Source organism: Duganella margarita (genome assembly GCF_009857535.1).
Lineage (GTDB): Bacteria > Pseudomonadota > Gammaproteobacteria > Burkholderiales > Burkholderiaceae_D > Rugamonas > Rugamonas margarita.
The window spans coordinates 54,160-80,675 of record NZ_WWCS01000005.1 but is presented as its reverse complement, the minus strand read 5'-3'; the positions used below and the strand labels follow the sequence as shown (position 1 = coordinate 80,675).

Below are 26,516 nucleotides of genomic sequence, written 5' to 3'. Positions count from 1 at the left end.
AGGCCGCCATGAACAACGAATCCGATCCAGAAATGAATCCCGGCGACGACGCCCCAGCAGGTACGCCGGGCACCGGTGAGGATGTGTGTCCCGTCTGTCACGGCAGCGGCAAGGTGGAAGCCGAAGGCGCCCCGCAAACCTGCGCCAATTGCGGCGGCACCGGCGTGATCGTGGAAGGCATCGGCGGCGGTTGAGGGGCTAGCGATTAATCTCGGCGTATCAGCGCCGGCAACAGGGCCAGCGTGCGGCGGGTGGCGCCGCGGTGCTGGTTGGCGAAGGACTGGGCGTTGTCGCCCATGGTTTTGCGGGCAGCCGTGTCGCCGAGCAGACGGCCGGCAGTGACGATCATGTCGCGGGCGTCGGTGACGCGCTGGGCGCCGCCGGCGGCCAGCGCGTCTTCGGTCACCAGTTCGAAGTTGAAGGTGTGCTGGCCGATCAGCACCGGCTTGCCCAGGGCCGCCGGTTCGATCAGGTTCTGGCCACCCAGCGGCAACAGGCTGCCGCCGACAAACGCGACGTCGCACGCCGCGTAGTAGGCGAACATTTCACCCATCGAATCGCCCAGCAGTACCTCGACGCTGTGCGGCATGGCGCCGCCGTCCAGTGCCAGCTTGCTGCGGCGCTCCACCACTAGGCCGCGCGCGGCGATCAGCTGCTGCACTTCGTCGAAGCGCTGCGGGTGGCGCGGCACGATCAGCAGCAGCACGTCTGCCGGCAAGGCGGAGCGGGCGCTTACATACGCTTGCAGGATCAGTTCTTCTTCGCCTTCGCGCGTGGAGGCGCACAGCAGCACCGGACGTTCGCCGATGGCGGCACGCAGCGCCACGCCGGTGGCCAGCGCTGCATCCGGCACCACCACGTCGAACTTGATGCTGCCGGTGACTTCGACCTTCTGCACGCCGAGCGAGCGCACGCGCTGCGCGTCGGCTTCGGTTTGCGCGGCGACCAGCGTGATGCCGCGCGCGGCGTTGGTCAGCAGGGAGCCGAGGCGCGTGGCCTTGCGCAGCGAGCGTTCCGACAGCCGGGCGTTGGCCAGCACCACCGGCACGCCCTTGGCGCCGCAGACGGCGATCAGGTTGGGCCAGACTTCGGTCTCCATCAGGATGCAAACGCTGGGCTTGAAGTGGCGGATGAAGCGCGACACCATGCTGCCGGTGTCGTACGGCAGATAGGATTGCGCCAGCCGCTCTCCATGCCTGGCGAACAACGCTTTGCCGGTAGCCCGGCCGGTAGGCGTCATATGGGTGAGGATGATTCGGCTCGACGGATACTCGGCCAGCAAGGCGTCCACCAGCGGTTCGGCGGCGCGCGTTTCGCCGACGGAGACGGCGTGGACCCACAGCACAGGGCCAGCGACAGCAGGCGCGGCCGAAGACTTGGCGGCGCGGCCGTAAAAGCCCAGCCGCTCGCCCCAGTGCTGGCGATAGCCCGGCTCCTTGCGTCCGCGCAGCCACAGGCGCGTGAGCACCAGCGGCAAGGCCAGCCACCACATCAGGGAATAAAACAAACGCATACAATCAGCCCAGCAAACTCCGGGCCGCAGCCAGCACGTCCGCCACCGCTGGCGGCGTACCCTGATCGCCCAAATTAATAATGCGCGGCGACCAGTTACCCTCAGTCTTCCAGCGCGGCGAATCCGCATAAATCTCCACCGTCGGCCGCACAAAGGCCGCCGCGATGTGCACCAGCCCCGTATCGACGCCGATCACCAGCGACGCGCGGCGCGCCACCATGATCGCATCGGCCATCGACAGCTTGGGCAGCACGCGCGCATTCGGCAGGCCGGCGGCGATGCGCTCGGCCTCGGCCAGCTCTTTCGGCGAGCCCCATGGCAGCAGCACCGGCAACGGCGATAGTTCCCGTCCCAGTGCAATCCAGTTTTCGGTCGACCACTTCTTGGCGTCGCGCGCCGTGCCGTGGAAGAACACCGCATACGACTCCGGCATCCACTCGGGACGCGGCGTATCGTCCGGCACCGACGGCAGACCGAAGTCGGCCGGCGTATCGACCGGATAGCCGAGCGCCGCGCCGGCGACGATGCGCCCGCGCGCCACTGCATGGGTACGCGGATCGGTCGGAATGCTCAGATGATGGAAGATGCGCGAGATGCCCTCGTAGCCCGAACCCTCGCTGCCATTGGCCAGGCCGACCTTGCGGCCGCCTTTCACCACGCGCGCAGCGCCCATGATGATGCCGGTCTTCAGCAAGCCCTGGGTATCGAACACGAAATCGTATTCCTGCTGGCGCAGCGTGCGGAAGAACTGCTTGATCTCGGCGCGCGTTTCCGGCTTGCCGAGGCTCTTGCGCCAGCGCCGCAGCGCGAACGGAATCACGTTGCGCACGCGGGCGTTCAACCGCACCAGGCTGACAAAGCCCTCCTCCACCACCCAGTCGATATTCGCGTCCGGGTAGTGGCGGGCAATGTCGGCCACCATCGGCATGTTATGCAGCACGTCGCCCAACGACGACACCCGCACCAACAGGATATTCAGCGGCTTTGACGTCGACATCACAAGCTTAGAAAGGCAGCTCCGCGTCCGGCTTGGCAGCCAGGATCACGCTCTTGAACTGGCCCTGGATGCGTTCCAGCGCGGCCGGCGTTTCCGCCTCGAAGCGCATCACGATCACCGGCGTGGTGTTGGAGGAACGCGCCAGGCCGAAGCCGTCCGGATATTCCACGCGCAGGCCGTCGATGGTGATGATGCGCTCATTGCCCGGGAACTTGGCGTCGGCGCGCAGCTTGTCCATGACGATGAAGTTCTCGCCTTCCTTCAGGTGCAGGTGCAGCTCAGGCGTGCTGTCCGACTGCGGCAGCGCGTTCAGCAGCGCCGACGGGTCTTGTTCCTTGGTCAGGATTTCCAGCATGCGGGCGCCGGCGTACAGGCCGTCGTCGAAACCATACCAGCGGTCCTTGAAGAAGATGTGGCCGCTCATCTCGCCGCCCAGCGGCGAACCGGTTTCCTTCAGCTTGGCCTTGACCAGCGAGTGGCCGGTCTTGTACATCAGCGGCTTGCCGCCCGCTTTCTCGATGTACGGCGCCAGGTGGCGGGTGCACTTCACGTCATACAGGATCTCGGCGCCAGGATTGCGCGACAGCACATCGGCGGCGAACAGCATCATCTGGCGGTCCGGATAAATGATCTGGCCATCCTTGGTCACCAGGCCCAGGCGGTCGCCGTCGCCGTCGAAGGCCAGGCCGATTTCAGCGTCGGTCTCCTGCAGCGCGCGGATCAGGTCCTGCAGGTTTTCCGGGTGGGCCGGATCTGGGTGGTGGTTCGGGAAATTGCCGTCCACTTCGCAGAACAGCTCGACCACTTCGCAACCCATGCCGCGATACAGGTCGCCGGCGAATGCGCCGGCCACGCCGTTGCCGCAGTCCACCGCAATCTTGATCGGACGGGAAATCTTCACGTCGCCGATGATGCGCTGCAGGTACTCGGCGCGGATATCGTGGGTGCTGTAGGCGCCCGGCGTGGCCGCCGACGAACCATCATGCGCCTCGATACTGTCGAACAGGCCGGTGATCGAGTCGCCGTGGATGGCCTCGCCGGCCAGCACCATCTTGAAACCGTTGTAGTCCGGCGGATTGTGGCTGCCGGTCACCATGATGCCCGACGCCGCACCCAGCACATTGGTGCCGAAGTACACCATCGGCGTGGCCACCACGCCCAGGTCGATCACATCGACGCCGGACGATTGCAGGCCTTCGGCCAGCGCCTTGGCCAGCGATGGGCCGGACAGGCGGCCGTCACGGCCGATCACGACTTTCTTCTCACCCTTGGCCAGCGCGGCACGGCCGAAGGCGGCGCCGATCTGGTGCGCCACGCCGGCGTCCAGGGTTTTATCGATGATGCCGCGGATATCGTAAGCTTTGAAGATAGTTTTGGATAAGGTGACCATAGTAGGGAATGTGCGTGCGGGATTAGTAGGAAGGAGCTTGCCTGCATTGCAGCAGACACAACTTTCATATAGTAATTGTGATAATGGCGACGCGCAAGCCTTGCAATTGTGCGCAGCACCAAAATCAGTGTTTCTTATGCCGTATCATCCAGCGCGGCGCCTTGAAGCGCACGATGCGCACGTAAATCCAGATGTAGCTGCCGATGAACAGCAGGCAGGAAATCATCAAGACCCAGGTCTGGCGCCAGAATACCGTGGCCGGAATCACCGCCATCAGCGAAAACAGCCACAGATACGGCGAAGTCAGCGAATTACGGCGGATCAGCGCGCGCGCCTCCTTGCGGCCCACCGCCCACTGGACGATGCGGCGGAAAATCAGGCTGTGCAGGTGGATGCCGTCCGGCATGGCCGGCGACTTGCCGCGCACGAACATGCGGCGATAGACGGAAAACAGGGTTTCAAAGGTCGGATAAATCAGCAGCAAGGCAGCGTACCAGGTCGACACCTGCGGATTGCGCATCACCAGCAGCAGCGCCAGCTCACCCAGCATGAAGCCGATAAAATAGGCGCCGCCGTCGCCGAGGAAGATCAGGCCGACCGGATAGTTCCAGATCAGGAAACCGGCGGTGGCGCCGGCCACCATCAGGGCGGCGATCAGCACAAACATATCGTTGACCTGCAACGCCACATAACCGAGCGACAGCAGCATGCAGATGCACACCACGCTGGCCAAACCGTTAAAACCGTCGATGATATTGACCGCGTTGGCAATGCCGGCCACCGCCAGCACCGTCAGCGGCAGCGTGATCCACATATACGGCAGCGCCCAGGACGCAAACGGCAGGTCCAGGCGGTCGATGCGGGCGTCCAGCAGGAAATAGCCGAGCGTGGCGGCGGCCATGGTCAGCAGCAGGCGGCGCGTCGGGCTGACGCGGCCGGTATAGTCTTCCAGGATGCCGCCGGCGAAGGCCACGGCAGCGCAGGCCAGCAGCGCCAGCAACAGGTCGCTGAGCACCGGCACGCGCCAGATGGAAATGGCGGAACTGAGCGCCACGGCCACAAAAATCGGCAGGCCGCCGATGCGGGCCACATCATGCACGTGGACTTTTTGCACGCCGTCGAAATTGGCGTCCAGCGCCGGGCCGTGCAATCTCGCCTCTTTAATGACCAGCAATGTCAGCAGCGCGGAAGCGATAAAGCTCAGTAAGAAGGAAAACATATTATTTTAATTTCTGCGTTGTATCGCAACACGAGGCATTATCAGCGTGCTAACAGCTGATTGTACAGGATTCACGCGGCCGGATGATACCAGCCCCGCCCCGCACCACCGAGCATGCTTACCAATCGATACAACTCCGCAAATTGCATTATCGCGGTACGACCTTGTCTTCCAGGATTTGCAGCAGATACTGGCCGTAGTTGTTTTTCTTCAACGGCTCGGCCAGCTTGCACAGCTGGTCGGCGTCAATATAGCCCTTGCGGTAGGCGATCTCTTCCGGGCACGCCACTTTTAGCCCCTGGCGTTTTTCAATCGTGGCGATGAACTGGCCGGCTTCCAGCAGCGAGTCGTGGGTGCCGGTGTCCAGCCAGGCCATGCCACGGCCCATCACTTCGACATTCAACTGGCCCTTGTCGAGGTAAACCTTGTTGACGTCGGTGATTTCCAGCTCGCCGCGCGCCGATGGCTGGATGCTGGCCGCTATGTCGCACACCTGGCTGTCGTAGAAGTACAGGCCGGTGACGGCGTAGTTGGACTTCGGCTGCGCCGGTTTCTCTTCGATCGACACGGCGGTGCGCTGCTCGTTGAACTCGACCACGCCGTAGCGTTCCGGGTCTTGTACGTGGTAGGCGAACACCGTGGCGCCGTCGGTCTGTTCGGTGGCGTGGCGCAGCAGCCCGTCCAGGTCGTTGCCGTAATAGATGTTATCACCGAGGATCAGCGCCGACGGCGCGTCGCCGACAAACTCCTTGCCGATGATGAAGGCCTGTGCCAGGCCGTCCGGCGACGGCTGCACCGCGTAGCTGATGCTGATGCCCCACTGGCTGCCATCGCCCAGCAAATCCTTGAAGCGCGGCGTGTCCTGCGGCGTCGAGATCAGCAGGATTTCCGTCATGCCGGCCAACATCAGCACCGTCAGCGGGTGGTAGATCATCGGCTTGTCGTAGATCGGCAGCAGCTGCTTGGAGACGCTCATCGTCACCGGATACAACCGGGTGCCGGAACCGCCGGCCAGAATAATGCCTTTGCGCTTGAGCGTGCTCATTGCTGGCCCTCGCGGTTAAAGTAATTGGTTTCCACCCACTTGGCGTAGCTGCCCGACTGCACGTCGGCCACCCACGCCTGGTTATCCAGATACCACTGCACTGTCTTGGCGATGCCGCTCTGGAAGGTCTCGGCTGGTTTCCAGCCCAGTTCGCGCTCCAGCTTGCGCGCGTCAATCGCGTAGCGGCGGTCGTGGCCGGGACGGTCTTTGACGAAGGTGATCTGGTCGCGGTAGCTGCCTTGGGCTTTCGGCTTCAGCTGGTCCAGCATGTCGCACAGCGTGTGGACGACATCCAGATTGGCCATTTCGTTCCAGCCGCCGACGTTGTAGGTCTCGCCCAGGCGGCCGGCTTCCAGTACACGGCGGATGGCGGCGGCGTGGTCGGTGACGTACAGCCAGTCGCGCACTTGCTGGCCGTCGCCATAGATCGGCAGCGGCTTGCCGGCTTGGGCGTTGGCGATGATCAGCGGGATCAGTTTTTCCGGGAAGTGGTACGGACCGTAGTTATTCGAGCAGTTGGTGGTCAACACCGGCAGGCCATAGGTATGGAAGTACGAACGCACCAGGTGATCCGACGCGGCTTTCGACGCCGAGTACGGGCTGTTCGGCGCAAACGCGGTGGTTTCACTGAACGGCGCATCGTCCGGACCGAGCGTGCCGTACACCTCGTCGGTCGACACGTGCAGGAAGCGGAACGCCGCCTTTTCGTCGTCCGGCAGCGCCGACCAGTAGGCGCGCGCGGCTTCCAGCAGGCTGAAGGTGCCGTTGATGTTGGTGTTGATGAATTCGCCGGGGCCGACGATGGAGCGGTCGACATGGCTTTCGGCCGCAAAGTGCACCACCGCGCGCGGCTTGTGCTGCTGGAACAGCGCCAGCACCTGGGCCTGGTCGCAAATGTCGCCGCGCACGAAGGTGTGGCGCGCGTCCTGTTTCAGCGACGCCAGATTGTTCAGATTGCCTGCATACGTCAGCTTGTCAAAATTAAGAACCGGCTCATCCGACTGCGCCAGCCAATCGAGGACGAAATTCGAGCCTATGAACCCAGCACCACCCGTAACAAAAATCATTTAGTATCCCGCAGCAAGCGTTAAATTAGTCGTACCTATGATTTTATGTGAAGTACCCGGCGTCCGGGCAAAAATAAAACAAGCGAGCAAAAATATGAAAACCTATGTCATCGGGGATTTGCAAGGCTGCCACGAGCAGGCGCTGGCCATCCTCGAGCGCATACGCGCCCACGCGGCCGAGAGCGGCGTGACCGAGCCGGCCATCCTGTTTGCGGGCGACCTGATCAACCGTGGACCGGATTCGCTGGCCACGCTGCGGCAGGTGCGCCAGCTGGCCATCGCCAGCGGCGGCCTGGTCGATAGCGTGCTGGGCAATCATGACCTGCACTTGCTGGCGGTGGCCTATGGCATCCGGCCCGAGCACAAGTCGGACACGCTGGCCGACATCCTGCACGCGCCCGACCGTAACGAGCTGATCGACTGGCTGCGGCGCCGGCCGCTGGCGATCCGCGCCGGCAATCACGTGCTGGTGCACGCCGGCCTGCTGCCGCAATGGACCGGCGCGCAAGCGATGGCGCTGGCCGGCGAGGTGCAGGAGATGCTGCGCGGCGATGGCATCGAGGAGTTTCTGGCCGAGATGTACGGCAACGAGCCGGCGCAGTGGTCGGACGATTTGCAGGGCGCCGACCGGCTGCGCTGCATCATCAACGCCATGACGCGGCTGCGCTTTTGCAGCGCCGACGGCGTGATGGATTTCAAGATGAAGGAAAGCGGCACCGTCGATCCGTCGACCGGACTGATGCCGTGGTTCGACGTGCCCCGCCGCCGCAGCCAGCGCGACACCGTGGTGTTCGGCCACTGGTCGGCGCTGGGCTTGAAGATCGAGGCCAATGTAATCGGCCTCGACAGCGGCTGCGTGTGGGGCGGCCAGCTGTCCGCCGTGTGTTTGGAGGACCGCAGCCTGTTGCAGGTGCAGTGCCCGCAGTTCAAGGAACCCGGCAAAAAATAGCCGTCATTCCCGCGCAAGCGGGAATCCATGCTGAGTTGGCGTTCTATGGGCTCCCGCCTGCGCGGGAGTGACGGCTTAGCAGACGCCCAGCGCCGTCGCCACCGCCTGCTGCGCGGCTTCCGCCAGGTCGCGGCGGTGCGCGCCGGCGGTGTCCAGCGCCGGCAAAATCGCCAGCTGCGCCTGCACCGGCGGGCCGTTGAGGATCAGCGCAATGCTCTCGGCAAAACTGGTCTCGCCGATGAAATCCACCGAAGGATGCCGGCCGCCGCCCGCCTCCCGGTAGGTCAGCGCAAACGGCTGCACCGGCACTTGCGCGTCGATGGCCGCCTCAAACAGATTGGCGTGGAACGGCAGCAGACTGCCCTGCGCCGAGGTGGTCCCTTCCGGGAAAAACGCCACCCGCTCGCCGTTCTGCAGACTGGTCACCAGCCCTTTGAAGATATGCCGCAGATCGCGCCGGTTGCCGCGCGAAATGAACACCGTGCCGGCCTTCTCCGCCAGCCACCCGGCCAGCGGCCACGACCTAATCTCGGCCTTGGCCACGAAATGGCTGGGGTACAGGCTGTGCACCACAAAAATATCCAGCCACGAGACGTGATTGGCGACCACCATGGCGCGCTCCAGCACCGGCACGCTGCCCGGCGCCAGCGACACCGTCACATTGCACATTTTCAGCAGGCGCGTGGACCAGCGCCGGATGTGCGCATTGCGCTTCTCCTGGCCGATCCACGGAAACACCGTGGCACAGATCGCCATACCCTTGAACACGTGCAGCAGCACCCGCACCAGGCGGAATATCGTCGACAGTTTCATGCAGCGCGATCAGCGTTGATAAGCAACGTGGCCGGCCACGATGGTGGTCTGGACTTGTCCCGCCAGGTTGTACCCCAGGAACGGCGTATGTTTGCCCTGGCTGGCCAGCGCCGACGCTTCCACCGTCCAATGCGCGCCGGCATCGAACAGCACCACGTCCGCCACCGCGCCGACCGACAGGGTGCCGGCGTCCAGCCCCGCCACCCGCGCCGCTTCCGACGTGATGCGCGACAGGGCCCGCGACAGCGCCGTATGGTCGCCGGTGTCCTGCTGCGAAGCGTAATCGTCGGCCCACTTCAGGGTCAGCGACAGCAGCAGTTCCAGCCCGGTCGCGCCCGGCGAGGCTTCGCCGAACGGCAGCAGCTTCTCGTCGTCATCCACCGGCGTGTGGTCCGAGCACAGCGCATCGACCGTGCCGTCCAGCAGGCCGAGGCGGATCGCATCGCGGTCGCGCTGGCTGCGGAATGGCGGGTCCATGCGCGCATTTGAATCGAAGAAGCCGATATCGGCATCGGTCATGTGAATGTGGTGGGCGCCGACGTCGCACGTCACCTGCAGGCCTTCGGCCTTGGCTTTGCGGATCAGCTCCAGGCTGGCGGCGGCCGAAATGCGGCACAGGTGCACGCGCGCGCCGGTAGCACGCATCAGCTCGAAGATGGTGTGCAGCGCGATGGTTTCCGACATCACCGGCACGCCCGACAGGCCGAGGCGCGACGCCAGTGGACCGGAAGCGGCCACGCCACCGCGGCCGATATGCGCATCCTGCGGACGCAGCCAGACGGTGTAGCCGAAGGTCTTGGCGTACTGCATGGCGCGCAGCAGCACGTTGGTGTCTTCAATGGGTTGCTCGGCATGCGAGAAGCCGATGCAGCCGGAGGCGGTCAGCGCCGACATCTCGGTCAGCGACTCGCCTTTCAAGCCCATGGTCAGCGCCCCCAGCGGATGCACGTGCGCCTGGTTCAGCTTGTGCGCGCGGTGCTTCAGCATTTCCACCAGGCCCGGCTCGTCCAGCACCGGATCGGTGTCCGGCGGGCACACCAGCGAGGTGACGCCGCCTTGCATGGCGGCCTGCATTTCCGATTCCAGCGTGGCCTTGTATTCAAAGCCCGGCTCGCGCAGCCGCGCCGACAGGTCGACGAAGCCGGGCGAGACGATCAGGCCGGTGGCGTCGATGGTCTGGTCGACCGTAAAGCCGGCCGCGATTTCAGCCGGAAGCGCGCCGATCGTCAGCACCTTGCCGTCGGCAAGGTAAAGGTCATGAATGCCGTCGATGCCATTGGCGGGATCGATCAGGCGGCCGTTTTTAATGTGGATAGTTTTCGTCACGTTCATGCTTGCGTTCCTGCTACGATGCTCATCACCGCCATACGTACTGCGATACCAAACGTCACCTGCGGCAGGATCACCGCCTGCGCGCCATCCGCCACGGCGGAATCGATTTCCACGCCGCGGTTCATCGGCCCCGGGTGCATGACGATGGCGTCCGGCTTGGCCAGCGCCAGCCGTTCCGGCGTCAGGCCGTAGTTGGCGAAGTATTCGCCGGCCGACGGCAGCAACGCGCCGCTCATACGCTCGTTTTGCAGGCGCAGCATGATGATCACGTCGACGTCCTTCAGGCCTTCATCCATATTGGTGAAGGTGCGCACGCCCATCTGCTCCAGGCCGCCCGGCAACAAGGTGTGCGGGCCGATGGCGCGCACTTCCGGCACGCCCAGCGTGGTCAGCGCGTGGATGTCCGAACGGGCCACGCGGCTGTGCAGGATGTCGCCGACAATCGCCACCCGCAGGTTGGTGAAGTCTTTCTTGTAGTGGCGGATGGTGTACATGTCCAGCAGACCCTGGGTCGGGTGCGCGTGACGGCCATCGCCGGCGTTGACCACGTGAACGTGGTTCTGCCTGGTTTCCATCAGGTGCTTGGCGATCAGGTACGGCGCGCCGGACTGCGCGTGGCGCACCACGAACATGTCGGCGTGCATCGCCGCCAGGTTGTCGATGGTGTCCAGCAGCGATTCGCCCTTGCTGGCCGACGAGGCCTGGATGTTCAGGTTGATGACGTCGGCCGACAGGCGCTTGGCGGCGATTTCAAACGTGGTGCGGGTGCGGGTCGAGTTCTCGAAGAACAGGTTGAACACCGATTTGCCGCGCATCAGCGGCACTTTTTTCACGTCGCGGTCGGAGATGCCGACGAAGGACGAGGCGGTGTCCAGAATGTGATTGAGGATGCTCTTGGGCAGGCCCTCGATCGACAGCAAGTGCTGCAACTCGCCGTGTTTGTTCAGTTGCGGATTCAACATAGGTGGGATCTAAGCGGTTATTCAATGGTTAGCGTGAATTTGTCATCATCGGTGCGCTTCAGGACCAGCGCCTGGCCGGCCGGCACCGCCACCTTGGCGGCGACGAAGTCGGCGGCCACCGGCAGCTGGCGTTCGCCGCGGTCGACCAGCGCCGCCAGCATGATGCGCGCCGGGCGGCCGTAGTCGAACAGCTCGTTGATGGCGGCGCGCGTGGTGCGGCCGGTGTACAGCACGTCATCGACCAGCAGGATGTTGGCGGCGGCGACGTCGAAGGTGATGTTGGTCGGCTTGACGTCGGCCGGCAAGCCCTTCTTGGCGTAGTCGTCGCGGTAGAAGGACACGTCCAGCACGCCGCAGCGCGCCGACAGGCCAAGATCGGCCGCCAGGCGTTCGGCGATCCAGGCGCCGCCGGAATGGATGCCGACAATGGCAACGTCCGGCACACCGGCCAGGCCGGCTTTCACATCGGCCAGCAGCGTCGCGTACAGCGCTTCGGCATCGAGTTGGTGGGGATTGAGGGTAGACATGGTCACAGGGTATCGAAGTATTGTTGCAGAATGATGGCGGCGGCGCGGTCGTCGATGACCTCGCCGCGCTTGGCCGAGATGACGGCCGAGGAATAGCGTTCGTCGACCAGCTCCACCGGCAGGCTGAAGCGGCCGTGCAATTGATTGGCAAACCGGCGCGCGCGCGCCGTCATCTCGTGTTCGTTGCCGTCCGGGTGCATCGGCAGGCCGACCACCAGCAGCGCCGGCTTCCACTCATCCAGCAGTTTCTGGATGTCGGCGAAGCGGCGGGCGTTGTCGATGGCGCTGATGACTTTGAGCGGCTCGGCCTGGCGCAGCATGGTATTTCCCATTGCCACGCCGATTCTTTTCACGCCGAAGTCGAAAGCAAAGATGGTGTCGATACTACTCATGTCGAGGCATCAAGCATGGCCTGCCTCGGAGGTCAGCATGAGGGGATCGATGCCCAGCAGGCGCATGGCCGCCGTGTAGCGTTCTTCGATCGGCATATTGAACAGGATCTCGGGATCGGCGCCGACCGTCAGCCAGCCATTGCGGCCGATTTCTTCTTCCAGCTGGCCCGGGCTCCAGCCCGAGTAACCGATCGACACCAGCATGCGCGGCGGACCTTCGCCGGCGGCCACGGCCTCCAGCACGTCGATCGAGGTGGTAAACGCGATTTCGTCGGTCACCGTCAGCGACGATGAATAGCGGTGGCCAGGCGTGTGCAGCACGAAGCCTCGGTCGTCCTGCACCGGGCCGCCGAACATGATCGGCTCGTCGTCGTGGCCTTCCAGGCCGGACTCCACCTTCAGCTCGATGCGCTCGAACAGCGTGTGCATGGTCATGTCGGTGGGCTTGTTGATCACCACGCCGAGCACGCCGTTTTCATTGTGTTCACAAACATACACCACGGCGCCGCCAAAGACCGGGTCTTGCATCGATGGCATTGCAATAAGGAAATGATTAGCCAGATTCAGCGTGCTGGTCGCAACGCCGGCGGACTCGCCGCCGTCATGGTGCATGCCGGGGACAGGTAGAGTTGTGCCTATTTTGCTCTTCTTCATACAAGTTGCTCTCTCTGCTGGGTGCGTGTGCTTTCTGTGCTGCTGACAATTACTGTAGTATTCGCGCGGCTAGCAACTATGTTTACCCTGTAGTTTACACTGAATTGCGTGAGCGGCCATGATTGCGTCTACCACAATATTGATACAGACCGAATGAAACTGACTTCCTCCCTCGTATGGCTGCGCCGCGATTTGCGGGTTTTCGACCATGCCGCTCTGAACCAGGCGCTGCTGGGCAGCGACAAAGTGTATTGCGTTTTTGTCTACGACACCACGATTCTGGACCAGCTGCCGCGCCGCGACCGCCGGGTCGACTTCATCCACGCCAGCATTGCCGAAGTGGCGGCCGAACTGGCGCAGCTGGGCGGCCACCTGATCGTGCGGCATGGCGATCCGGTCGCCGAGATCCCGGCGCTGGCCGCCGAACTGGGCGTACAGGCGGTGTTTTGCAATCACGATTATGAACCGCAAGCGATCGAACGTGACGCCACGGTGGCGGCGAACCTGGAAGCGGCCGGCCGCAAGTTTTTCAGCTACAAGGATCAGGTGATCTTTGAGTGCAGCGAAGTGCTGTCGCAGACCGGCGGCGTATTTTCGGTGTTCACGCCCTACAAGAATGCGTGGCTGAAAAAGCTGGCGGCCGATCCGTCGGTGCTGGCGCCGTACAACGTCGAGCCGCACGCCAAGCGCCTGGCGCCGCCGCCCTCGCCTGCGCCGGCTTTGCCGACCCTGGCCGAGCTGGGCTTCGAGCCCAGCAACCTGGCCGAACTCAAGATCCCGACCGGCATGTCCGGCGCGGCGCAGCTGTTCGAGGACTTCCTGCCGCGCATGGCCGACTACAACGTGGCGCGCGATTTCCCGGCGGTCAAGGGGCCGTCGTATCTGTCGGTGCACTTCCGCTTCGGCACGCTGTCGGTGCGCCATCTGGTGCGCACGGTGCTGGACTTGCAGGAGCGCGGCGCCGGCGGCGAAGGCGCGGCGGTGTGGCTGTCGGAGCTGATCTGGCGCGAGTTCTACGCCATGATCCTGTATCACAATCCGCACGTGGTGGGCGGCGCCTACAAGCCGGCCTACGATGCGATCGAGTGGGAGAGCGGCCCGGAGGCCGACGAACTGTTCGCCGCCTGGTGCGAAGGCCGCACCGGCTATCCGCTGGTGGATGCGGCCATGCTGCAACTGAACCAGACCGGGTGGATGCACAACCGCCTGCGCATGGTGACGGCGTGCTTCCTGATCAAGGATCTGGGAATCGACTGGCGGCGCGGCGAGGCGTACTTCGCGCAGCACCTGAACGACTTCGACCTGGCGTCCAATAACGGCGGCTGGCAGTGGGCCTCGTCGTCCGGCTGCGACGCGCAGCCCTACTTCCGCATCTTCAATCCGGTGACGCAGTCGCAGAAGTTTGACGCGCAGGGAAAATTCATCCGCCGCTACCTGCCGCAGCTGAAACAACTGAGCGACAAGGAAATCCACGCGCCATGGCTGGCGCCACGCATGCTGGCGCCGGGTTATCCAGCGCCAGTGGTGATGCACGACGAAGCGCGCAAGCGGACCTTGGACCGCTACGAAGTAGTCAAGAAAGCCCCGACCGAAGGGGTCTGACCCCGTACGGGGTCAGACCCCGCGCCGCAGCGGTGTGCGGGTTACAAGGGTGCCGCGATCAGGCCCTCGATCGCCTCCAGCAGCACCGCTTCCTGATACGGCTTGCCGAAGTAGGCGTTCACGCCCAGTTCCAGCGCCACGTTGCGGTGCTTATCGGCGCTGCGCGAGGTGATCATGATGATCGGGATAGCTTTGGTGCGTTCGTCGCCGCGCACATTGCGCGTCAGGTCGAAACCGTCCATGCGCGGCATCTCGATATCCACCAGCATCAGGTCCGGCGTCGACTCCTGCAACTGCTCCAGCGCGTCCACGCCATCCTTGGCCAGCAGCACGCGATAGCCTTCGCGCTCCAGCAGGCGCTGGGTCACGCGGCGCACGGTCAGCGAATCGTCCACCACCATGATGCTGCGGCCCAGCGCCGGCAGCACCGCCGGACTTTCAGCCGCCGCCTGCGCATACTCCTGGCGCGCCTCCGGGTGATGCGCCAGATGCTGCGCCAGCGCTACCGGGTTCAGGATCAGCACGATGTCGCCGGTGCCCAGCACCGTGGCGCCGGCAATCCCCACCATGCGCGACAACTGCGGGCCGATATTCTTGATTACCACCTCGCGGTTGCCCAGCACCTCATCCACCTGCAAGGCCAGACGCTCATTGCCGTTCTTGAGCATCATCACCGGCGATGAACGCTGCACCGGCGGCTGCGCACTGTCGCCGAGTAGCGTAGGCAGGTACTGCATGCCGTTCTCGCGCGCCTCGGCCAGTGCCGCATCCTTCATCTGCAACACCTGCTCGACCAGAATCGCCGGCAACGCGTAGGTCTTGCCGCCAGCGGCCAGCAGCACCACCTGGGTGACGGCCAGCGTCAAAGGCAGGCGGATGGTGAAGCGCGTGCCCTTGCCCGGATCGGACAGCATGTCCACCCGGCCGCCGAGTGCTTGCGCTTCCGACTGCACCACGTCCATGCCGACGCCGCGTCCCGACAATTCGGTCAGCGTGTCGGCGGTGGAGAAGCCGGGTTCAAAAATCAGGTCGGCGATTTGGGCATCGGAGGCGGCATCTTCTTCGGCCAGCAGGCCAGTGCTGATCGCCTTGGCCTTGATGCGTTCCAGATCGAGGCCGCCGCCATCGTCGCTGAATTCAATGACGATCTCATTGCCTTCCTGCGTAACCTGCACCAGCAGTTCGCCGGTTTCGTTCTTGCCGGCGGCGATGCGGGCTTCGCGCGTTTCCACGCCGTGGGCGATGGCGTTGCGCAGCAGGTGTTCAAACGGCGCGGCCATGCGTTCCAGTACGCTGCGATCCAGTTCCACGCTGCTGCCACGGATATCGAGGTTGACGCGCTTGTCGACTTCCTTGGCACTCTGGCGGGCGACGCGGAACAGACGCTCCGAAATGCTGGCGAACGGCACCATGCGCACGCGCATCAGGTCACGTTGCAGGTCGCGCGTGAGGCGAGCCTGCTGCGCCAGGTCGTTATGGGCGTTGTCCACGCTGCGGGTCAGGCCTTCGTGGAAGCTGGCGACGTCGTTGACGCTTTCGGCCATCATGCGCGTGAGTTCTTGCAGGCGCGTAAAGCGGTCGAATTCGAGCGGGTCGAATTCACGATCGCTGGAGACGGCCATGCGCGAGGCGATTTGCGATTCTGCCTGCATTTCGACTTCGCGCAACTGGCGGCGCAGGCGGGCCAGGTTGTCGGAGAAGTCGGTCAGCGAGGTGCGCAGGGTGTCGACTTCATTTTCCAGGCGGGAGCGGGAAATGGAGACTTCGCCGGCCTGGTTGACCAGGCGGTCGAGGATGTCAGCGCGCACGCGGACCAACGGCGATTTGACGCCGGTTTGTGCGTCATCGGCTGAATGCGCGGCTGAATGCGCGGCTGGATGCGCGGCGGGATGCGCGGCGGTCGATGCCGCAGATTGTGCTGCCGATTGGGCGGGCACGCCAGCAGCGTTTGGTGCGCCGGCTGCGGCGCCTGCGGCACTGTCGCCGCGGCGCGCATCTGCCGGCTCGCCGTCCGCCAGCGCGGCGACGTTGTCGGCCAGCCCGGCTTGCAGCGCTTGTGGGTTCTGTAATTGCTCGAAGAGCAGCAAGGCGTGGTCGTAGTGCGCCAGCAGTTCATCGAACGCCTGCGGCGTGGCGGAGCCGGCGTGCACCATGTTTTCAATGTGCGTTTCGATCTCGTGGCAGTGCTGGCCGAGACGCATCGCGCCGGCCATGCGCGCGCTGCCTTTGACGGTGTGCAGGAGACGCAGCAGGCTTTGGGCTTGCGCGGTGTCGGCGGGATGGTGCTGCCAGGTGCGCAGCGCTTCGCCGACTTGCGGCAGCAGATCCGCGCCTTCTTCCAGGAAGACCGGCAGCAGATCGGCGTCCAGTTCATCATTGAAGATGGCGGGAGCGGCAGCGAGGATTTCCGGCGCAGCGGGCGCCAACGCAATGACTTCCGCATCCAGCTCGGCCAGCGGCTCGGCGACAGAAGGCTCGTCGGCTATAGCCTCCTGCTCGGACGGAGCCTCGGCGACGAGCGGCAGCTCGGGCTCGGGTTCGGGTTCTGGCGGTGGCTCCGGCGGTGGTACAGGTGCGATTGGCTCGGCGATCTGCAGCGGCGGATCGTCGAAAGCATCGTCGAAGGCCGCATTGAACAAATCGTCAATGCCGTCATCGACATGCACTTCCGGCTTTTTCTTCACCGGCGGTGCAACCGGGGCTGCGGACTCCGGTACCGTGCCGCTGATCGCGTTGTAAGCCTCGCGGAACAGCTGATCCAGCGCCGACTCCTGCGCCACCGGCGGAGTATTGATGCCATCCATGGTCTCGGATACCAAATCGTCCAGACGCGCTTCGATTTCATTGCTAGCCGCCGGTGGTGTCGCCGCCAGCTCTTCACGCAAGCCTTGCAAAGCGCCGATCAACTCCCGCTGCGGATCCGGCAGCTCGCCGGCCGCAAAGGTGTGCAGCATCTGGCGAATCCGCTCCATGGTGAAGTCCAACAGATCATGCTGCACCTGATCCAGATGCGGCGCCGGCGGCAGCAGCACTTCCAACGTGTCCTCCAGCGCCAGCGCCAGTTCGCGCAAAGCCTTGAAGCCCACCGTGCCCGAGGTGCCTGCCAGCGTGTGCGCAGCCTGCAACGCTTCGGGATTAACCGGCCGACGCGGCTCATGGCGCCACTCGCCGAAGTCTTGCACCAGCTTGCGCACCAGATCATCCGACTCGTGCAGATAGATGTTGTACAGCGGCAGAGGGACTTCCAGCTCGCCGATATGTTTGACGTTGTCGTCACGTTCCACAGACGGCGGCGTAATGGTCGGGAATTCGATCACGTTGCCGTGGCTAGCGACCGGCGGAGCGGTCGGCGCAACCACCTCCGGCTCGTCCGCAGCAATGGCCCCGACTTCCTCCACAGCGGGCGGCTCGTCGGCCGGAGCATCGGCCGGCGTGGCCGGCTCTGTAGGCGCAGCCACGAACGGCTCCTCAGGCCCCTCCTGCTCCGCCGCCTCCAGCGCGGCATCGCCGCCATCCTGCACGCGCGCAGCGGCAGCAACCAACGCGTCGGCATTACGCTCCGAAACGCCACTCGCAACCAGCTCCGCCACCCACACCTCCAGCGCCCGCGCCGCGCTGTCCAACAACTCATACAGCGCATCCGTGGCCGGACGCTGCTCCGCCAGCCACACATTGAGCACCTTCTCAATCGCATACGCCGCATCCGCAAACTGGTTCAAGCCCACCATCCGCCCACTGCCCTTCAGCGTATGGAAGGAGCGCCGCAGCATGCTCAGATTCTCCTCGCTGCGCGGCTGCGGCAAAGCCTCGCCGACAAACACCAGCACCTCCTGCGCCTCGGAGATAAAGATATCGAGCAGCTCCTCCTCGACCGCCGCATCGCTGGCGACGGGTGTCTGCGCTTCGGCCGGCATCGACACCGGCGCTGGCGCCGGCACCTGCTCGTCGAGCACCGGAATCGACTCCGACGCCGCGATCTTCTTGAACGGCACCGAACGGAAACTGCCCTGCTCCGCATCAAACGCAAAGCGCTCGCGCGCGCCGTCGGCGTTCTGCGCCAGCATATCGACGAAGAAGCCCAGCGCGCCGACGTTCTGCGCAATATCATCCAGCGCCTTCGGCTCGACCGACGGATCGCCATCGCCGTCCAGCAGCGCCTGCACATCGGACTTCACCTGCTGCACCGCGCGCGTGGCATCCTCCTGATCCAGTACCGACAAGGCGCCCTGCAACTGATGCAGCACTGGTTCCAGCTCCTGCAACGACGACCGCTTCGACGGATCGGCGTAGTAATCGTCCAGCACCTTCTCCACCTGACGCAGGCCGGACTTCATCTCCATGGCCAGCGCCACCACCGTATCGTCCTGCTGCATCTGATTGGCCAGGCCTTGCTTCCACTGCGCCGCTTCCGGCGGCGTGTCGCCTGCCACCAGCGCCTGCAAGCGCGCACCGATGGTGTCCGCATGGCCGGCGAAATCGTCCGGCAGATGGCGGATATGCTGCAAACCATGTTCCGCAAACAGCAGCGCCGTCGCCATCTCCAGCGCCAGTTCCTCGCTGCGGCCGGCCGACACCGCCTTGCGCGCCACGTCCGCCAGTTGGCGCAGCAGAGCGCTCAGCGCCGGCAGGTTCAGCGTCTCGCATTCGGCCGCCGTGTCGGACAGCGCCGCCTCAAAAGCCGCATCCAGGTCCGGATCGATTTCCGCATTGGCCAGCCGGTCCCAATTGGACTTGGCCTGCGCGATGCCGGCCTTGGCGCGTGCCAGCGCCTCAAGATTGATCTGGCCATAACGACGGGTTTCGTAATCGGCCGGCGCCAGGCCATCCAGCGCGTAAGCACCGCGCAACTGCTGCACCGTGCTGGCCGGCGATTCCGCGCCAGCGGTGGCGATGAAGAACAGCGCATCGCGCAGCATCGCTTCCGGTTGCGCCGCCGTGCCCTGGCTCAGACGGCGGATCTGCAAATTGATCATGCCGAACAGCTGCTTGACGTACAGGCTGGCCGTCAGTTGGCCGCCGGCCACCAGTTCCGCAAAGCCCTGCATCGCCAGCCAGAACGCGCGCGCCACGCCGTCCTGCTGCGCATCGGCTACTTGCTTGACCGCGTCCAGCAGCGCGGCCGCATGTTCCTGCTGCTGCGCGGGATCGGCACTTTTCAGATAAGGCAGCAGCGCGCGCTCGAAGCGCTGGCGGCAGGCCGCGTAGTCGGGCGCTTCAGACGGAGCTTCAGCTGCTGTTTCGGAAGGCGGCAGGCCCACCGGCTGCGACAAATCGGGGAAGAACAAGTCGGCCGGATGGATGCGCTCCACGCCGATCATCGCCTGCACATCGCGGTAATACGGGAACAGCCTGGCCGGCTGCGACGGTGCGCCCGCCAGCAGCTCTTCCAGATATTCCACCAGCGCCTGATACAGCTGCGCCACGGCCTGCGCATTGTCGGTGCTGCACTTCAGCGTGCCGGCCTTGAAACGATCCAGCGCCGCCTCGGCCACCTCGGTCATCAGGCTGACGCCATCCAGATCCACCATCTGCAACGCGCCGTGCGCCTGATGCAGGTGCGACTTGGCGTGCTGCAGCTGCGTGGCCTGGTCTTCCGGCTCCCGGCCGCCCGCTTCAAACAGCGCGGTGCGCGAACGGGCCAGCGACTCGCGGATTTCCACCATCACCCACGATAAGGGGCCGGTGTCCAAGGGCGGTTGCTGCGGGGTCGAAAAATCGGTATGGGTCATGCTTGTCTTAGCCTTAAGCGATGCGGAAGCGCGCCACGGAGTTCTTCAGCTCCTGCGCCAGCACCGATAACTTGTGAATGGATTGCGCGGTTTGCTGGGTGCCGTCCTGCGTCTGCTGCGTCACCGTCAAAATATGCTGGATATTGTGCGCCACGCCGGATGCCGACGTGGCCTGCTGCCCGGTGGCCTGCGAAATCCCGGAGATCAGCTCCGCCAGGCGGTTGGACACCTGCGAGATATCGTGCAGCGCCGCGCCGGCCGCATCGGACAGGCGCGCGCCTTCCACCACGCCTTGCGTCGACTTCTCCATCGCCGCCACCGCGTCATGGGTGTCGGTCTGAATCGTCCGCACCAGCGCACCGATCTGCTTGGCCGCGCCGGCCGAGCGTTCCGCCAGCCGCTGCACCTCCTCCGCCACCACCGAGAATCCACGTCCCGCCTCGCCGGCCGATGCAGCCTGGATGGCGGCGTTCAGCGCCAGCACGTTGGTCTGTTCGGTAATGTCGGAAATCAGTTCGGTGATTTCGCCAATCTCCTGCGACGACTCGCCCAGCCGCTTGATGCGCTTGGAGGTATCCTGAATCTGTTCGCGGATCTCGTGCATGCCCTTGATGGCGTTTTCCACCGCCGTCGAACCTTGCTGCGCCGCCGCCACCGACTGCCGCGCCACATCGGCCGATTCGCTGGCGGAGCGCGACACGTCGGTAATCTCGTTGGCCATCTTCACCACGGTGGAAGACGCCTCCTGGATCTCGCGCGACTGCTGCTGCGACGCCGACAGCAAATCGCTGGAGATGCTTTGCGCATGGGTGGACGCCTTGGTCACCTGCTCGGCCGTTGCCGTCACCCGGCCCACCAGGCCGCGCAGCTCTTCCACCGTGTAGTTGACCGAATCGGCGATCGCGCCGGTAATGTCCTCGGACACCGTGGCCTGCACCGTCAGGTCGCCGTCCGCCACTTCCTGCAACTCGTTCATCAGGCGCAGGATGGCCGCCTGATTCTGGTCATTCATGGCCTTGGCCTCTTCTTCCTGGCGCTGCGATTGCTGGCGCATGGCGTCCGCTTCCTGGCGGCGGCGTTCCGCGCCGCGCGTGCGGTTGTGCGAATCCATCAGCAGCACGCGGCCAATGGCGGCGGCGCTGATCAGCGTCAGCATGCCGCCGGCCACCATCAGCCAGAAGGTCAGGCCCAGCGAATCCTGGCTCTCGCGGTACACCTGCTGCACCACGCTCAAACGCTGGCGCAGCGCCTCGTTGTCGTTGAAGATCAGCTGTTCGGCGGCGCGCGCGGCGCTGAATTTATCCAGCTTGTTGAGCACCGCCGCCACCAGCTTCTGGTATTCCTCGAAATCGGTCTGCAAGCCGGTGAACTTGGCGCGCAGGTCCGGATCGCGCGCGGCGTACAGGCCAAGCGGCGCGCTGCCGTTGAGGAAACCGTCGATGGTGTTGCGGAACACCGTGGTGTCGCGCCCCAGCTGGAAGGCGGTCTCGGAACTGATGCCGCCGGCGGTGAGGAATTCGCTGGCGCTGCGGCTCATGCGCTGGGTCAGCATGGTCAGCTTGCCCAGCGCGGCGATCTCGCGCGCGGAGCCGCCGCGCTGCAATTTGAGCGCGATGATGTCCTCGGTGCGCACCAGCAGGTCGGGCGACATGTCGTTCAGCTTTTGCAGCGTCTTGTCCATGCCGCTGAGGTCTGCCTTCAGCATCAGGATGGTGCCGGCGGCGAGGTCGGTGGCGTTCCACTGCTTGCGCGCGGCCGCCACCACGGTGGCGATGTCGGACGGCGGTTCGCCGATGGTGCGGCCCTGGTATTTGCCGCCGCGCGTCATCAGGTTGATGTCGCTGGTGAGTTCCTTGCGGCTTTCTTCCAGCTGGCGGAAGCCTTCCGCGCTGCCCTGCACCGCATTTGGCGCAGCCTTGCCGATGCGCTGCGAGTGCATCAGCGCATCGCTGGCGACCTGGGTTTGCGCCGAGCGGTTGGCGTTATGGATGGTATTGAGCGCCACGAATACGGCGCTGGCGCCGAGGCAGAGCGCCAGCGCGGTCGACAGAATGCTCAGTTGGCGCTGCGCCGGCAAATGGCCGATCAGCGGCAACTTGACGTCGGGCGCGGTTTCGATCGGCACCGCGGCGGTGCGGCGGCGGCCCAGCGCGTCGCGCAGGCGCAGCGGCGCGTCGCCGTCGTCCGCCGCAGCGGACGTGTTGGGGGCCGCCGGCGCAGGCGTGCCGGCGGTATGCAGGAACTGCGAATCGCCAAACTCTGAATGTGCTGCCGTATCCTCTGCGGCGTTCCGGCTACCGCGCGACAAAAAGCCCAACTTGAAAGCCATACACCTCTCCGGATTAGTGTTTGCCTGCTAGATCAGTCCTACATGCGAGAAACGCGGTTCCTGCACCAGCAGCGCCAGGTCGATGCGGGTCCATTGCTGGCCGTCGCTGTCGAGGAATTGCTGGCTGTCTTCCTGCTGCGTCATCTCGGCCAGCTTGCGCAGCCCCAGCACGCGCTCCACCTGCAAGGCGCAGTTGAAGCCAAGGCCCGGCGCGAAGGTGATCAGGCGGCGCTCGGCCGGCGCGCTGTCGCCAGCGGCCAGTCCCTGGTAGCGCGCCAGGTCGATCACGCCGGTCAGGTGGCCGCGAATATTGGTCAGGCCCAGATACCACTCCTGCGTCAGCGGCACCGGCGTGGCGGCTTGCAGCGGCACGATCTCGCTGATTTGCGTCAGGTCCAGCAGGCACGCCCGCCCGCCCAGCAGCACGCCCAGCGCACGCCCGCCGACCGCCGCGCCGCTCTTGGCGGCCTGCATGCGCTCCAGCAGCTGCACCTGGTACTGGCGCAAGCGGCTGCGGCGTTCGGTCGGGGCCTGGCTGTCCATGTCAGCTCAGCGCCGCGATCTTGTCCAGCAGCTCGGCCGGATCGACCGGCTTGACCAGGTAGTCGCGCGCGCCCTGCCGCAATGCCCAGATGCGGTCCGTCTCCTGGCTCTTGCTGGAGCAGATAATGATCGGCACATCCTTCAGCTCCGGATCGCGGGCGATCGAGCGCGTGACCTGGAAGCCGTTCGCGCCCGGCATCACCACGTCCATCAGGATCAGTTCCGGCTTGTCGGCCTTGATCTTGACCAGCGCTTCCTCGCCGCTTTCGGCCACCGTCACGGTGTATCCCTTTTTGGAGAGGATATCGCTCAGGTAGTAACGCTCGGTGGGCGAATCGTCGACGATCAAAATGCGTTGTATGGCCATATTTCCCCCTGCGGCTTTCTTATTCTGGTGTAGCGACAGCGCCGCCGGTGTGCTCGCGCACGGCGGTCAGCAGGCTGTCCTTGGTAAAAGGTTTGGTCAGATAAGCCACTGCGCCGACCATGGCGCCGCGCGCGCGGTCGAACAGGCCGTCCTTGGAGGACAGCATCAGCACCGGCGTGGCATGGAATTTTGCACTCTTTTTAATCAGCGCACAGGTCTGGTAGCCATCCAGCCGTGGCATCAGGATGTCGCAGAACACCAGCGCCGGGTGATGGTCGTTGATCTTGGCCAGCGCGTCGAAGCCGTCTTCGGCCAGCACCACCTGGTAGCCGGCCTGGCTCAGGAAGATCTCGGCGGAGCGACGAATCGTGCTGCTGTCGTCGATCACCATGATTTTCAGGGGCGTAGAGGTCATAATAGAATCGCTAAGATGAGGCTACACCATAGCATAGGGCGACGCTGCCCGGGATTCAGATGGCGACCATCTCGAAATCGTCCTTGCGGGCGCCGCATTCCGGGCAGCTCCAGTTCATCGGCACGTCGGCCCAGCGGGTGCCGGGGGCGATGCCTTCGTCCGGCAGGCCGGCGGCTTCATCGTAGATCCAGCCGCAGATGAGACACATCCAGGTCTGGAATTCCTGCGTTGTTTCGTTGCTACTCACTTTTTGCCACCCTCAAGTAAAATGCTGAATTAGGTATCTTAATCTACCCGCCGTGCAAAACCAAACTTCTCCCCTTATTCTCAGCTTTGGCGCCGCCGATCCGGCCGGCGCCATGGGTGTCCAGGCCGACCTGGCAGCCTTCTCCGCCCTCTCCTGCACCGGACTGGCGGTGACCACCGCGTTGCTGATCGGCGACAGCGCCCGCGTCGAAGACCTGCAGGACATCGATCCCGACTGGGTGGCCGACCAGGCCCGCGTGCTGCTGGAGGACATGACCATGGCCGCCTTCAAGGTCGGCGCCATCACCAACCTGGAACAGGTGGCGGCGATCGCCGAGATCCTGTCCGACTATCCGGATGCGCCGCTGATCCTCGATCCCTTCAGTTCCCGCCTGCCGGCGCTGCCGGACGACGACGCCGAAGAGCTGCTGACCGCGATCCGCCAGCTGCTGGTGCCGCAGGCCACGCTGCTGATGCTGTCGCAGGTGGAACTGGGCCGGCTGGCCGAAACCTGGCGCGAGTCCGGCGATGGCGGCGAACCCGGCGAGCCTGGCCAAGCCGCCGAATCCAGCGCCGATGCCGACGCTGACGTCGTCATGGTTGAAGACACGCTGGAATCGGACGTCGAGCACCTGCTGGCCCTGGGCTGCGAATTCGTGCTGGTGACCGGCACCCCATCCGGCGCGCCCGGCGAAAACGGCGGCCCGAACACCCTGGCCAACACCTTGTTCGGCGCCGATGGCGTCATCAGCCACGACGCCTGGCAGCATCTGACCGGGCCATTCATCGGCGCCGGCGGCACGCTGTCGGCGGCGCTGACGGCCTTCATGGCGCGCGGCGCCGACGTGCCGGAAGCAGTGGCGGCGGCGCAGGAGTACACTGTCGGCGCGCTGGCGCATGCGCAGCGCTACGGCATGGGCAAGTTCGTGCCGAACCGTTTTTTCCATTTACAGTCCGCAGCGGACATGCAGTAGTAGAGAAAGATGCCATCATGACCACGATTTCCAAGAACGACCAGCTGTTCGAACGCGCCCAGAAAACCACGCCGGGCGGCGTCAACTCGCCGGTGCGCGCCTTCCGTTCGGTGGGCGGCACGCCGCGCTTCATCACCCGCGCCGAAGGTCCGTACTTCTGGGACGCGGACGGCAAGCGTTACATCGACTACATCGGCTCGTGGGGCCCGGCGATCGTCGGCCACGCGCATCCGCAGGTGGTGAAGGCGGTGCAGGAAGCGGCCACGCGCGGCCTGTCGTTCGGCGCGCCGACCGAAGGCGAAGTCGAAATGGCCGAAGAACTGGTGCGCCTGGTGCCATCGCTGGAACAGGTGCGCCTGGTGTCGTCGGGGACCGAAGCGACCATGAGCGCGCTGCGCCTGGCGCGCGGCGCCACCGGCCGCGACAAGATCGTCAAGTTCGAAGGCTGCTACCACGGCCACGCCGACTCGCTGCTGGTGAAAGCGGGCAGCGGCCTGCTCACCTTCGGCAATCCAACGTCGGCCGGCGTGCCGGAGGACTTCGTCAAACACACGCTGGTGCTGGACTATAACGACGTGGCGCAGATCGAAGAGGCGTTCGCCAACTTCGGCGATGAAATCGCCTGCGTGATCGTCGAGCCGGTGGCCGGCAATATGAACCTGATCAAAGCGTCGGAAGCCTTCCTGCAAGCGCTGCGCGCGCTGTGCACCAAACATGGCGCGCTGCTGATCTTCGACGAAGTAATGTGCGGCTTCCGCGTGGCGCTGGGCGGCGCGCAGGAACTGTATGGCATCCAGCCGGATCTGACGGCGCTGGGCAAAGTCATCGGCGGCGGTTTGCCGGTGGCGGCGTTTGGCGGCAGCGCCAAGTTGATGAGCAATATGTCGCCAGTCGGCGCGGTCTACCAGGCCGGCACCCTGTCGGGCAATCCGGTGGCGGTGGCGGCGGGCATGACCACGCTCAAGCTGATCCAGCAGCCGGGCTTCTACGACCAACTGGGCGCCACCGCCAGGCGCCTGGCCGATGGCCTGACGGTGGCGGCACAAGACGCCGGCATTCCGTTCTGCGCCGATGCGGTGGGCGGCATGTTCGGCCTGTATTTCAGCGAAACGCCGCCCAACAACTACGCCGAAATGATGGCCGGTAACCGCGAGCGTTTCAACGTCTTCTTCCACAAGATGCTCGACGAAGGCGTGTACTTCGCGCCGGCGGCGTTTGAAGCGGGCTTCGTCTCGGCGCAGCACAGCGACGACGTGATCGACGAAACCATCGCCGCCGCCCGCCGCGTGTTCGCCACGCTGTAATTCATTTGTAGTGCATCAATGCGGGCACCAGCAGCTTGGTCTTAGACTGGCTGCATGCCCGCCCCCACTCCCCCCGCCCGCTATGACCTGCCCTGGAAAGCTGCGCTCACCCACGCCTTCCGCGCTTTCATGGCTTTCTTTTTTGGC

At 64.7% G+C, this 26,516-nt stretch carries 23 protein-coding genes; 5 read left to right on the top strand and 18 right to left on the bottom strand.

What is annotated here, in order from left to right:
• Positions 1-8: 8 nt before the first annotated feature.
• Entirely contained in the window at positions 9-194 is a 186-nt protein-coding gene (locus GTP55_RS09505) for a hypothetical protein (protein ID WP_161044697.1), read from the top strand.
• An 11-nt stretch (positions 195-205) separates the two neighbouring features.
• On the opposite strand, the gene waaA is transcribed toward GTP55_RS09505, so the two are convergent.
• From waaA to rfbB, 6 genes are all read right to left on the bottom strand, one after another.
• Positions 206-1,513, bottom strand: a complete 1,308-nt coding sequence (waaA, locus tag GTP55_RS09500) for a lipid IV(A) 3-deoxy-D-manno-octulosonic acid transferase (RefSeq protein WP_161044696.1) — start codon at positions 1,511-1,513, stop codon at positions 206-208.
• 4 nt (positions 1,514-1,517) lie between these two features.
• Positions 1,518-2,510: a lipopolysaccharide heptosyltransferase I gene (gene waaC, locus GTP55_RS09495; RefSeq protein ID WP_161044695.1), complete on the bottom strand. Its 993-nt coding sequence runs from the start codon at positions 2,508-2,510 to the stop codon at positions 1,518-1,520.
• Positions 2,511-2,517: 7 nt separating this feature from the next.
• A complete protein-coding gene (locus GTP55_RS09490) occupies positions 2,518-3,900 on the bottom strand; it encodes a phosphomannomutase/phosphoglucomutase (protein ID WP_161044694.1) in 1,383 nt (460 codons plus the stop codon).
• 124 nt (positions 3,901-4,024) lie between these two features.
• The gene (locus tag GTP55_RS09485) at positions 4,025-5,119 is read right to left on the bottom strand and encodes an MraY family glycosyltransferase (RefSeq protein ID WP_161044693.1); all 1,095 of its coding nucleotides are present in this window, start codon (positions 5,117-5,119) and stop codon (positions 4,025-4,027) included.
• Positions 5,120-5,267: 148 nt separating this feature from the next.
• A complete protein-coding gene (gene rfbA / locus GTP55_RS09480; RefSeq protein WP_161044692.1) occupies positions 5,268-6,164 on the bottom strand; it encodes a glucose-1-phosphate thymidylyltransferase RfbA in 897 nt (298 codons plus the stop codon).
• Positions 6,161-7,231: a dTDP-glucose 4,6-dehydratase gene (rfbB, locus tag GTP55_RS09475; protein WP_161044691.1), complete on the bottom strand. Its 1,071-nt coding sequence runs from the start codon at positions 7,229-7,231 to the stop codon at positions 6,161-6,163. Before rfbB ends, rfbA begins: the two co-directional genes overlap by 4 nt.
• A 94-nt stretch (positions 7,232-7,325) precedes the next feature.
• Between rfbB and GTP55_RS09470 the strand changes: the two genes are divergently transcribed.
• Complete coding sequence (locus GTP55_RS09470; protein ID WP_161044690.1) at positions 7,326-8,180, top strand: symmetrical bis(5'-nucleosyl)-tetraphosphatase; 855 nt, start codon at positions 7,326-7,328, stop codon at positions 8,178-8,180.
• A 75-nt stretch (positions 8,181-8,255) separates the two neighbouring features.
• Here GTP55_RS09470 and GTP55_RS09465 read toward each other — a convergent pair whose 3' ends face one another.
• Genes GTP55_RS09465 through GTP55_RS09440 form a run of 6 tightly spaced genes read right to left on the bottom strand, consistent with a single transcriptional unit; the run spans position 8,256 to position 12,860 of the window.
• Positions 8,256-8,993: a lysophospholipid acyltransferase family protein gene (locus GTP55_RS09465; protein ID WP_161044689.1), complete on the bottom strand. Its 738-nt coding sequence runs from the start codon at positions 8,991-8,993 to the stop codon at positions 8,256-8,258.
• A gap of 9 nt (positions 8,994-9,002) precedes the next feature.
• Positions 9,003-10,325, bottom strand: a complete 1,323-nt coding sequence (locus GTP55_RS09460; RefSeq protein ID WP_161044688.1) for a dihydroorotase — start codon at positions 10,323-10,325, stop codon at positions 9,003-9,005.
• A complete protein-coding gene (locus GTP55_RS09455) occupies positions 10,322-11,287 on the bottom strand; it encodes an aspartate carbamoyltransferase catalytic subunit (protein ID WP_161044687.1) in 966 nt (321 codons plus the stop codon). The genes GTP55_RS09460 and GTP55_RS09455 overlap by 4 nt, the downstream gene beginning before the upstream one ends.
• Before the next feature lie 17 nt (positions 11,288-11,304).
• Positions 11,305-11,814, bottom strand: a complete 510-nt coding sequence (pyrR, locus tag GTP55_RS09450) for a bifunctional pyr operon transcriptional regulator/uracil phosphoribosyltransferase PyrR (protein ID WP_161044957.1) — start codon at positions 11,812-11,814, stop codon at positions 11,305-11,307.
• A 2-nt stretch (positions 11,815-11,816) separates the two neighbouring features.
• Positions 11,817-12,206, bottom strand: coding sequence for a Holliday junction resolvase RuvX (gene ruvX / locus GTP55_RS09445; protein WP_161044686.1), 390 nt, complete (start codon positions 12,204-12,206; stop codon positions 11,817-11,819).
• A gap of 9 nt (positions 12,207-12,215) precedes the next feature.
• Positions 12,216-12,860, bottom strand: coding sequence for a YqgE/AlgH family protein (locus tag GTP55_RS09440; RefSeq protein ID WP_161044685.1), 645 nt, complete (start codon positions 12,858-12,860; stop codon positions 12,216-12,218).
• 153 nt (positions 12,861-13,013) lie between these two features.
• Here GTP55_RS09440 and GTP55_RS09435 point away from each other — a divergent pair, with 153 nt between their 5' ends.
• Positions 13,014-14,462 (top strand): cryptochrome/photolyase family protein, encoded by a 1,449-nt coding sequence (locus GTP55_RS09435; RefSeq protein WP_161044684.1) that lies wholly within the window; start codon positions 13,014-13,016, stop codon positions 14,460-14,462.
• A 41-nt stretch (positions 14,463-14,503) separates the two neighbouring features.
• Here the strand turns inward: GTP55_RS09435 and GTP55_RS09430 are convergent, their stop codons facing one another.
• Genes GTP55_RS09430 through GTP55_RS09405 form a run of 6 tightly spaced genes read right to left on the bottom strand, consistent with a single transcriptional unit; the run spans position 14,504 to position 24,053 of the window.
• A complete protein-coding gene (locus GTP55_RS09430; RefSeq protein ID WP_229257845.1) occupies positions 14,504-20,191 on the bottom strand; it encodes a hybrid sensor histidine kinase/response regulator in 5,688 nt (1,895 codons plus the stop codon).
• Positions 20,192-20,204: 13 nt separating this feature from the next.
• The gene (locus tag GTP55_RS09425) at positions 20,205-22,520 is read right to left on the bottom strand and encodes a methyl-accepting chemotaxis protein (RefSeq protein ID WP_161044683.1); all 2,316 of its coding nucleotides are present in this window, start codon (positions 22,518-22,520) and stop codon (positions 20,205-20,207) included.
• Between the two features lie 27 nt (positions 22,521-22,547).
• Positions 22,548-23,063, bottom strand: coding sequence for a chemotaxis protein CheW (locus GTP55_RS09420; protein ID WP_161044682.1), 516 nt, complete (start codon positions 23,061-23,063; stop codon positions 22,548-22,550).
• Position 23,064: 1 nt separating this feature from the next.
• The gene (locus tag GTP55_RS09415) at positions 23,065-23,430 is read right to left on the bottom strand and encodes a response regulator (protein WP_110845162.1); all 366 of its coding nucleotides are present in this window, start codon (positions 23,428-23,430) and stop codon (positions 23,065-23,067) included.
• 19 nt (positions 23,431-23,449) lie between these two features.
• Positions 23,450-23,845, bottom strand: a complete 396-nt coding sequence (locus GTP55_RS09410; protein ID WP_110845163.1) for a response regulator — start codon at positions 23,843-23,845, stop codon at positions 23,450-23,452.
• A gap of 55 nt (positions 23,846-23,900) precedes the next feature.
• On the bottom strand, positions 23,901-24,053 hold the full coding sequence (locus GTP55_RS09405) for a rubredoxin (protein ID WP_110845658.1): 153 nt from the start codon (positions 24,051-24,053) through the stop codon (positions 23,901-23,903).
• A gap of 91 nt (positions 24,054-24,144) precedes the next feature.
• On the opposite strand from GTP55_RS09405, the gene thiD reads away from it, so the two are divergent.
• Positions 24,145-25,065, top strand: coding sequence for a bifunctional hydroxymethylpyrimidine kinase/phosphomethylpyrimidine kinase (gene thiD / locus GTP55_RS09400; RefSeq protein ID WP_161044681.1), 921 nt, complete (start codon positions 24,145-24,147; stop codon positions 25,063-25,065).
• Positions 25,066-25,082: 17 nt separating this feature from the next.
• On the top strand, positions 25,083-26,369 hold the full coding sequence (gene hemL / locus GTP55_RS09395) for a glutamate-1-semialdehyde 2,1-aminomutase (RefSeq protein ID WP_161044680.1): 1,287 nt from the start codon (positions 25,083-25,085) through the stop codon (positions 26,367-26,369).
• The last annotated feature ends 147 nt before the right edge of the window (positions 26,370-26,516 follow it).

What these genes read in the sequence shown, in the direction of transcription:
- GTP55_RS09505 (WP_161044697.1), top strand. Translation starts at nt 9, where the DNA reads ATGAACAACGAATCCGATCCAGAAATGAATCCCGGCGACGACGCCCCA.
- waaA (WP_161044696.1), bottom strand. Translation starts at nt 1,513, where the DNA reads ATGCGTTTGTTTTATTCCCTGATGTGGTGGCTGGCCTTGCCGCTGGTG.
- waaC (WP_161044695.1), bottom strand. Translation starts at nt 2,510, where the DNA reads ATGTCGACGTCAAAGCCGCTGAATATCCTGTTGGTGCGGGTGTCGTCG.
- GTP55_RS09490 (WP_161044694.1), bottom strand. Translation starts at nt 3,900, where the DNA reads ATGGTCACCTTATCCAAAACTATCTTCAAAGCTTACGATATCCGCGGC.
- GTP55_RS09485 (WP_161044693.1), bottom strand. Translation starts at nt 5,119, where the DNA reads ATGTTTTCCTTCTTACTGAGCTTTATCGCTTCCGCGCTGCTGACATTG.
- rfbA (WP_161044692.1), bottom strand. Translation starts at nt 6,164, where the DNA reads ATGAGCACGCTCAAGCGCAAAGGCATTATTCTGGCCGGCGGTTCCGGC.
- rfbB (WP_161044691.1), bottom strand. Translation starts at nt 7,231, where the DNA reads ATGATTTTTGTTACGGGTGGTGCTGGGTTCATAGGCTCGAATTTCGTC.
- GTP55_RS09470 (WP_161044690.1), top strand. Translation starts at nt 7,326, where the DNA reads ATGAAAACCTATGTCATCGGGGATTTGCAAGGCTGCCACGAGCAGGCG.
- GTP55_RS09465 (WP_161044689.1), bottom strand. Translation starts at nt 8,993, where the DNA reads ATGAAACTGTCGACGATATTCCGCCTGGTGCGGGTGCTGCTGCACGTG.
- GTP55_RS09460 (WP_161044688.1), bottom strand. Translation starts at nt 10,325, where the DNA reads ATGAACGTGACGAAAACTATCCACATTAAAAACGGCCGCCTGATCGAT.
- GTP55_RS09455 (WP_161044687.1), bottom strand. Translation starts at nt 11,287, where the DNA reads ATGTTGAATCCGCAACTGAACAAACACGGCGAGTTGCAGCACTTGCTG.
- pyrR (WP_161044957.1), bottom strand. Translation starts at nt 11,814, where the DNA reads ATGTCTACCCTCAATCCCCACCAACTCGATGCCGAAGCGCTGTACGCG.
- ruvX (WP_161044686.1), bottom strand. Translation starts at nt 12,206, where the DNA reads ATGAGTAGTATCGACACCATCTTTGCTTTCGACTTCGGCGTGAAAAGA.
- GTP55_RS09440 (WP_161044685.1), bottom strand. Translation starts at nt 12,860, where the DNA reads ATGAAGAAGAGCAAAATAGGCACAACTCTACCTGTCCCCGGCATGCAC.
- GTP55_RS09435 (WP_161044684.1), top strand. Translation starts at nt 13,014, where the DNA reads ATGAAACTGACTTCCTCCCTCGTATGGCTGCGCCGCGATTTGCGGGTT.
- GTP55_RS09430 (WP_229257845.1), bottom strand. Translation starts at nt 20,191, where the DNA reads ATGACCCATACCGATTTTTCGACCCCGCAGCAACCGCCCTTGGACACC.
- GTP55_RS09425 (WP_161044683.1), bottom strand. Translation starts at nt 22,520, where the DNA reads ATGGCTTTCAAGTTGGGCTTTTTGTCGCGCGGTAGCCGGAACGCCGCA.
- GTP55_RS09420 (WP_161044682.1), bottom strand. Translation starts at nt 23,063, where the DNA reads ATGGACAGCCAGGCCCCGACCGAACGCCGCAGCCGCTTGCGCCAGTAC.
- GTP55_RS09415 (WP_110845162.1), bottom strand. Translation starts at nt 23,430, where the DNA reads ATGGCCATACAACGCATTTTGATCGTCGACGATTCGCCCACCGAGCGT.
- GTP55_RS09410 (WP_110845163.1), bottom strand. Translation starts at nt 23,845, where the DNA reads ATGACCTCTACGCCCCTGAAAATCATGGTGATCGACGACAGCAGCACG.
- GTP55_RS09405 (WP_110845658.1), bottom strand. Translation starts at nt 24,053, where the DNA reads ATGTGTCTCATCTGCGGCTGGATCTACGATGAAGCCGCCGGCCTGCCG.
- hemL (WP_161044680.1), top strand. Translation starts at nt 25,083, where the DNA reads ATGACCACGATTTCCAAGAACGACCAGCTGTTCGAACGCGCCCAGAAA.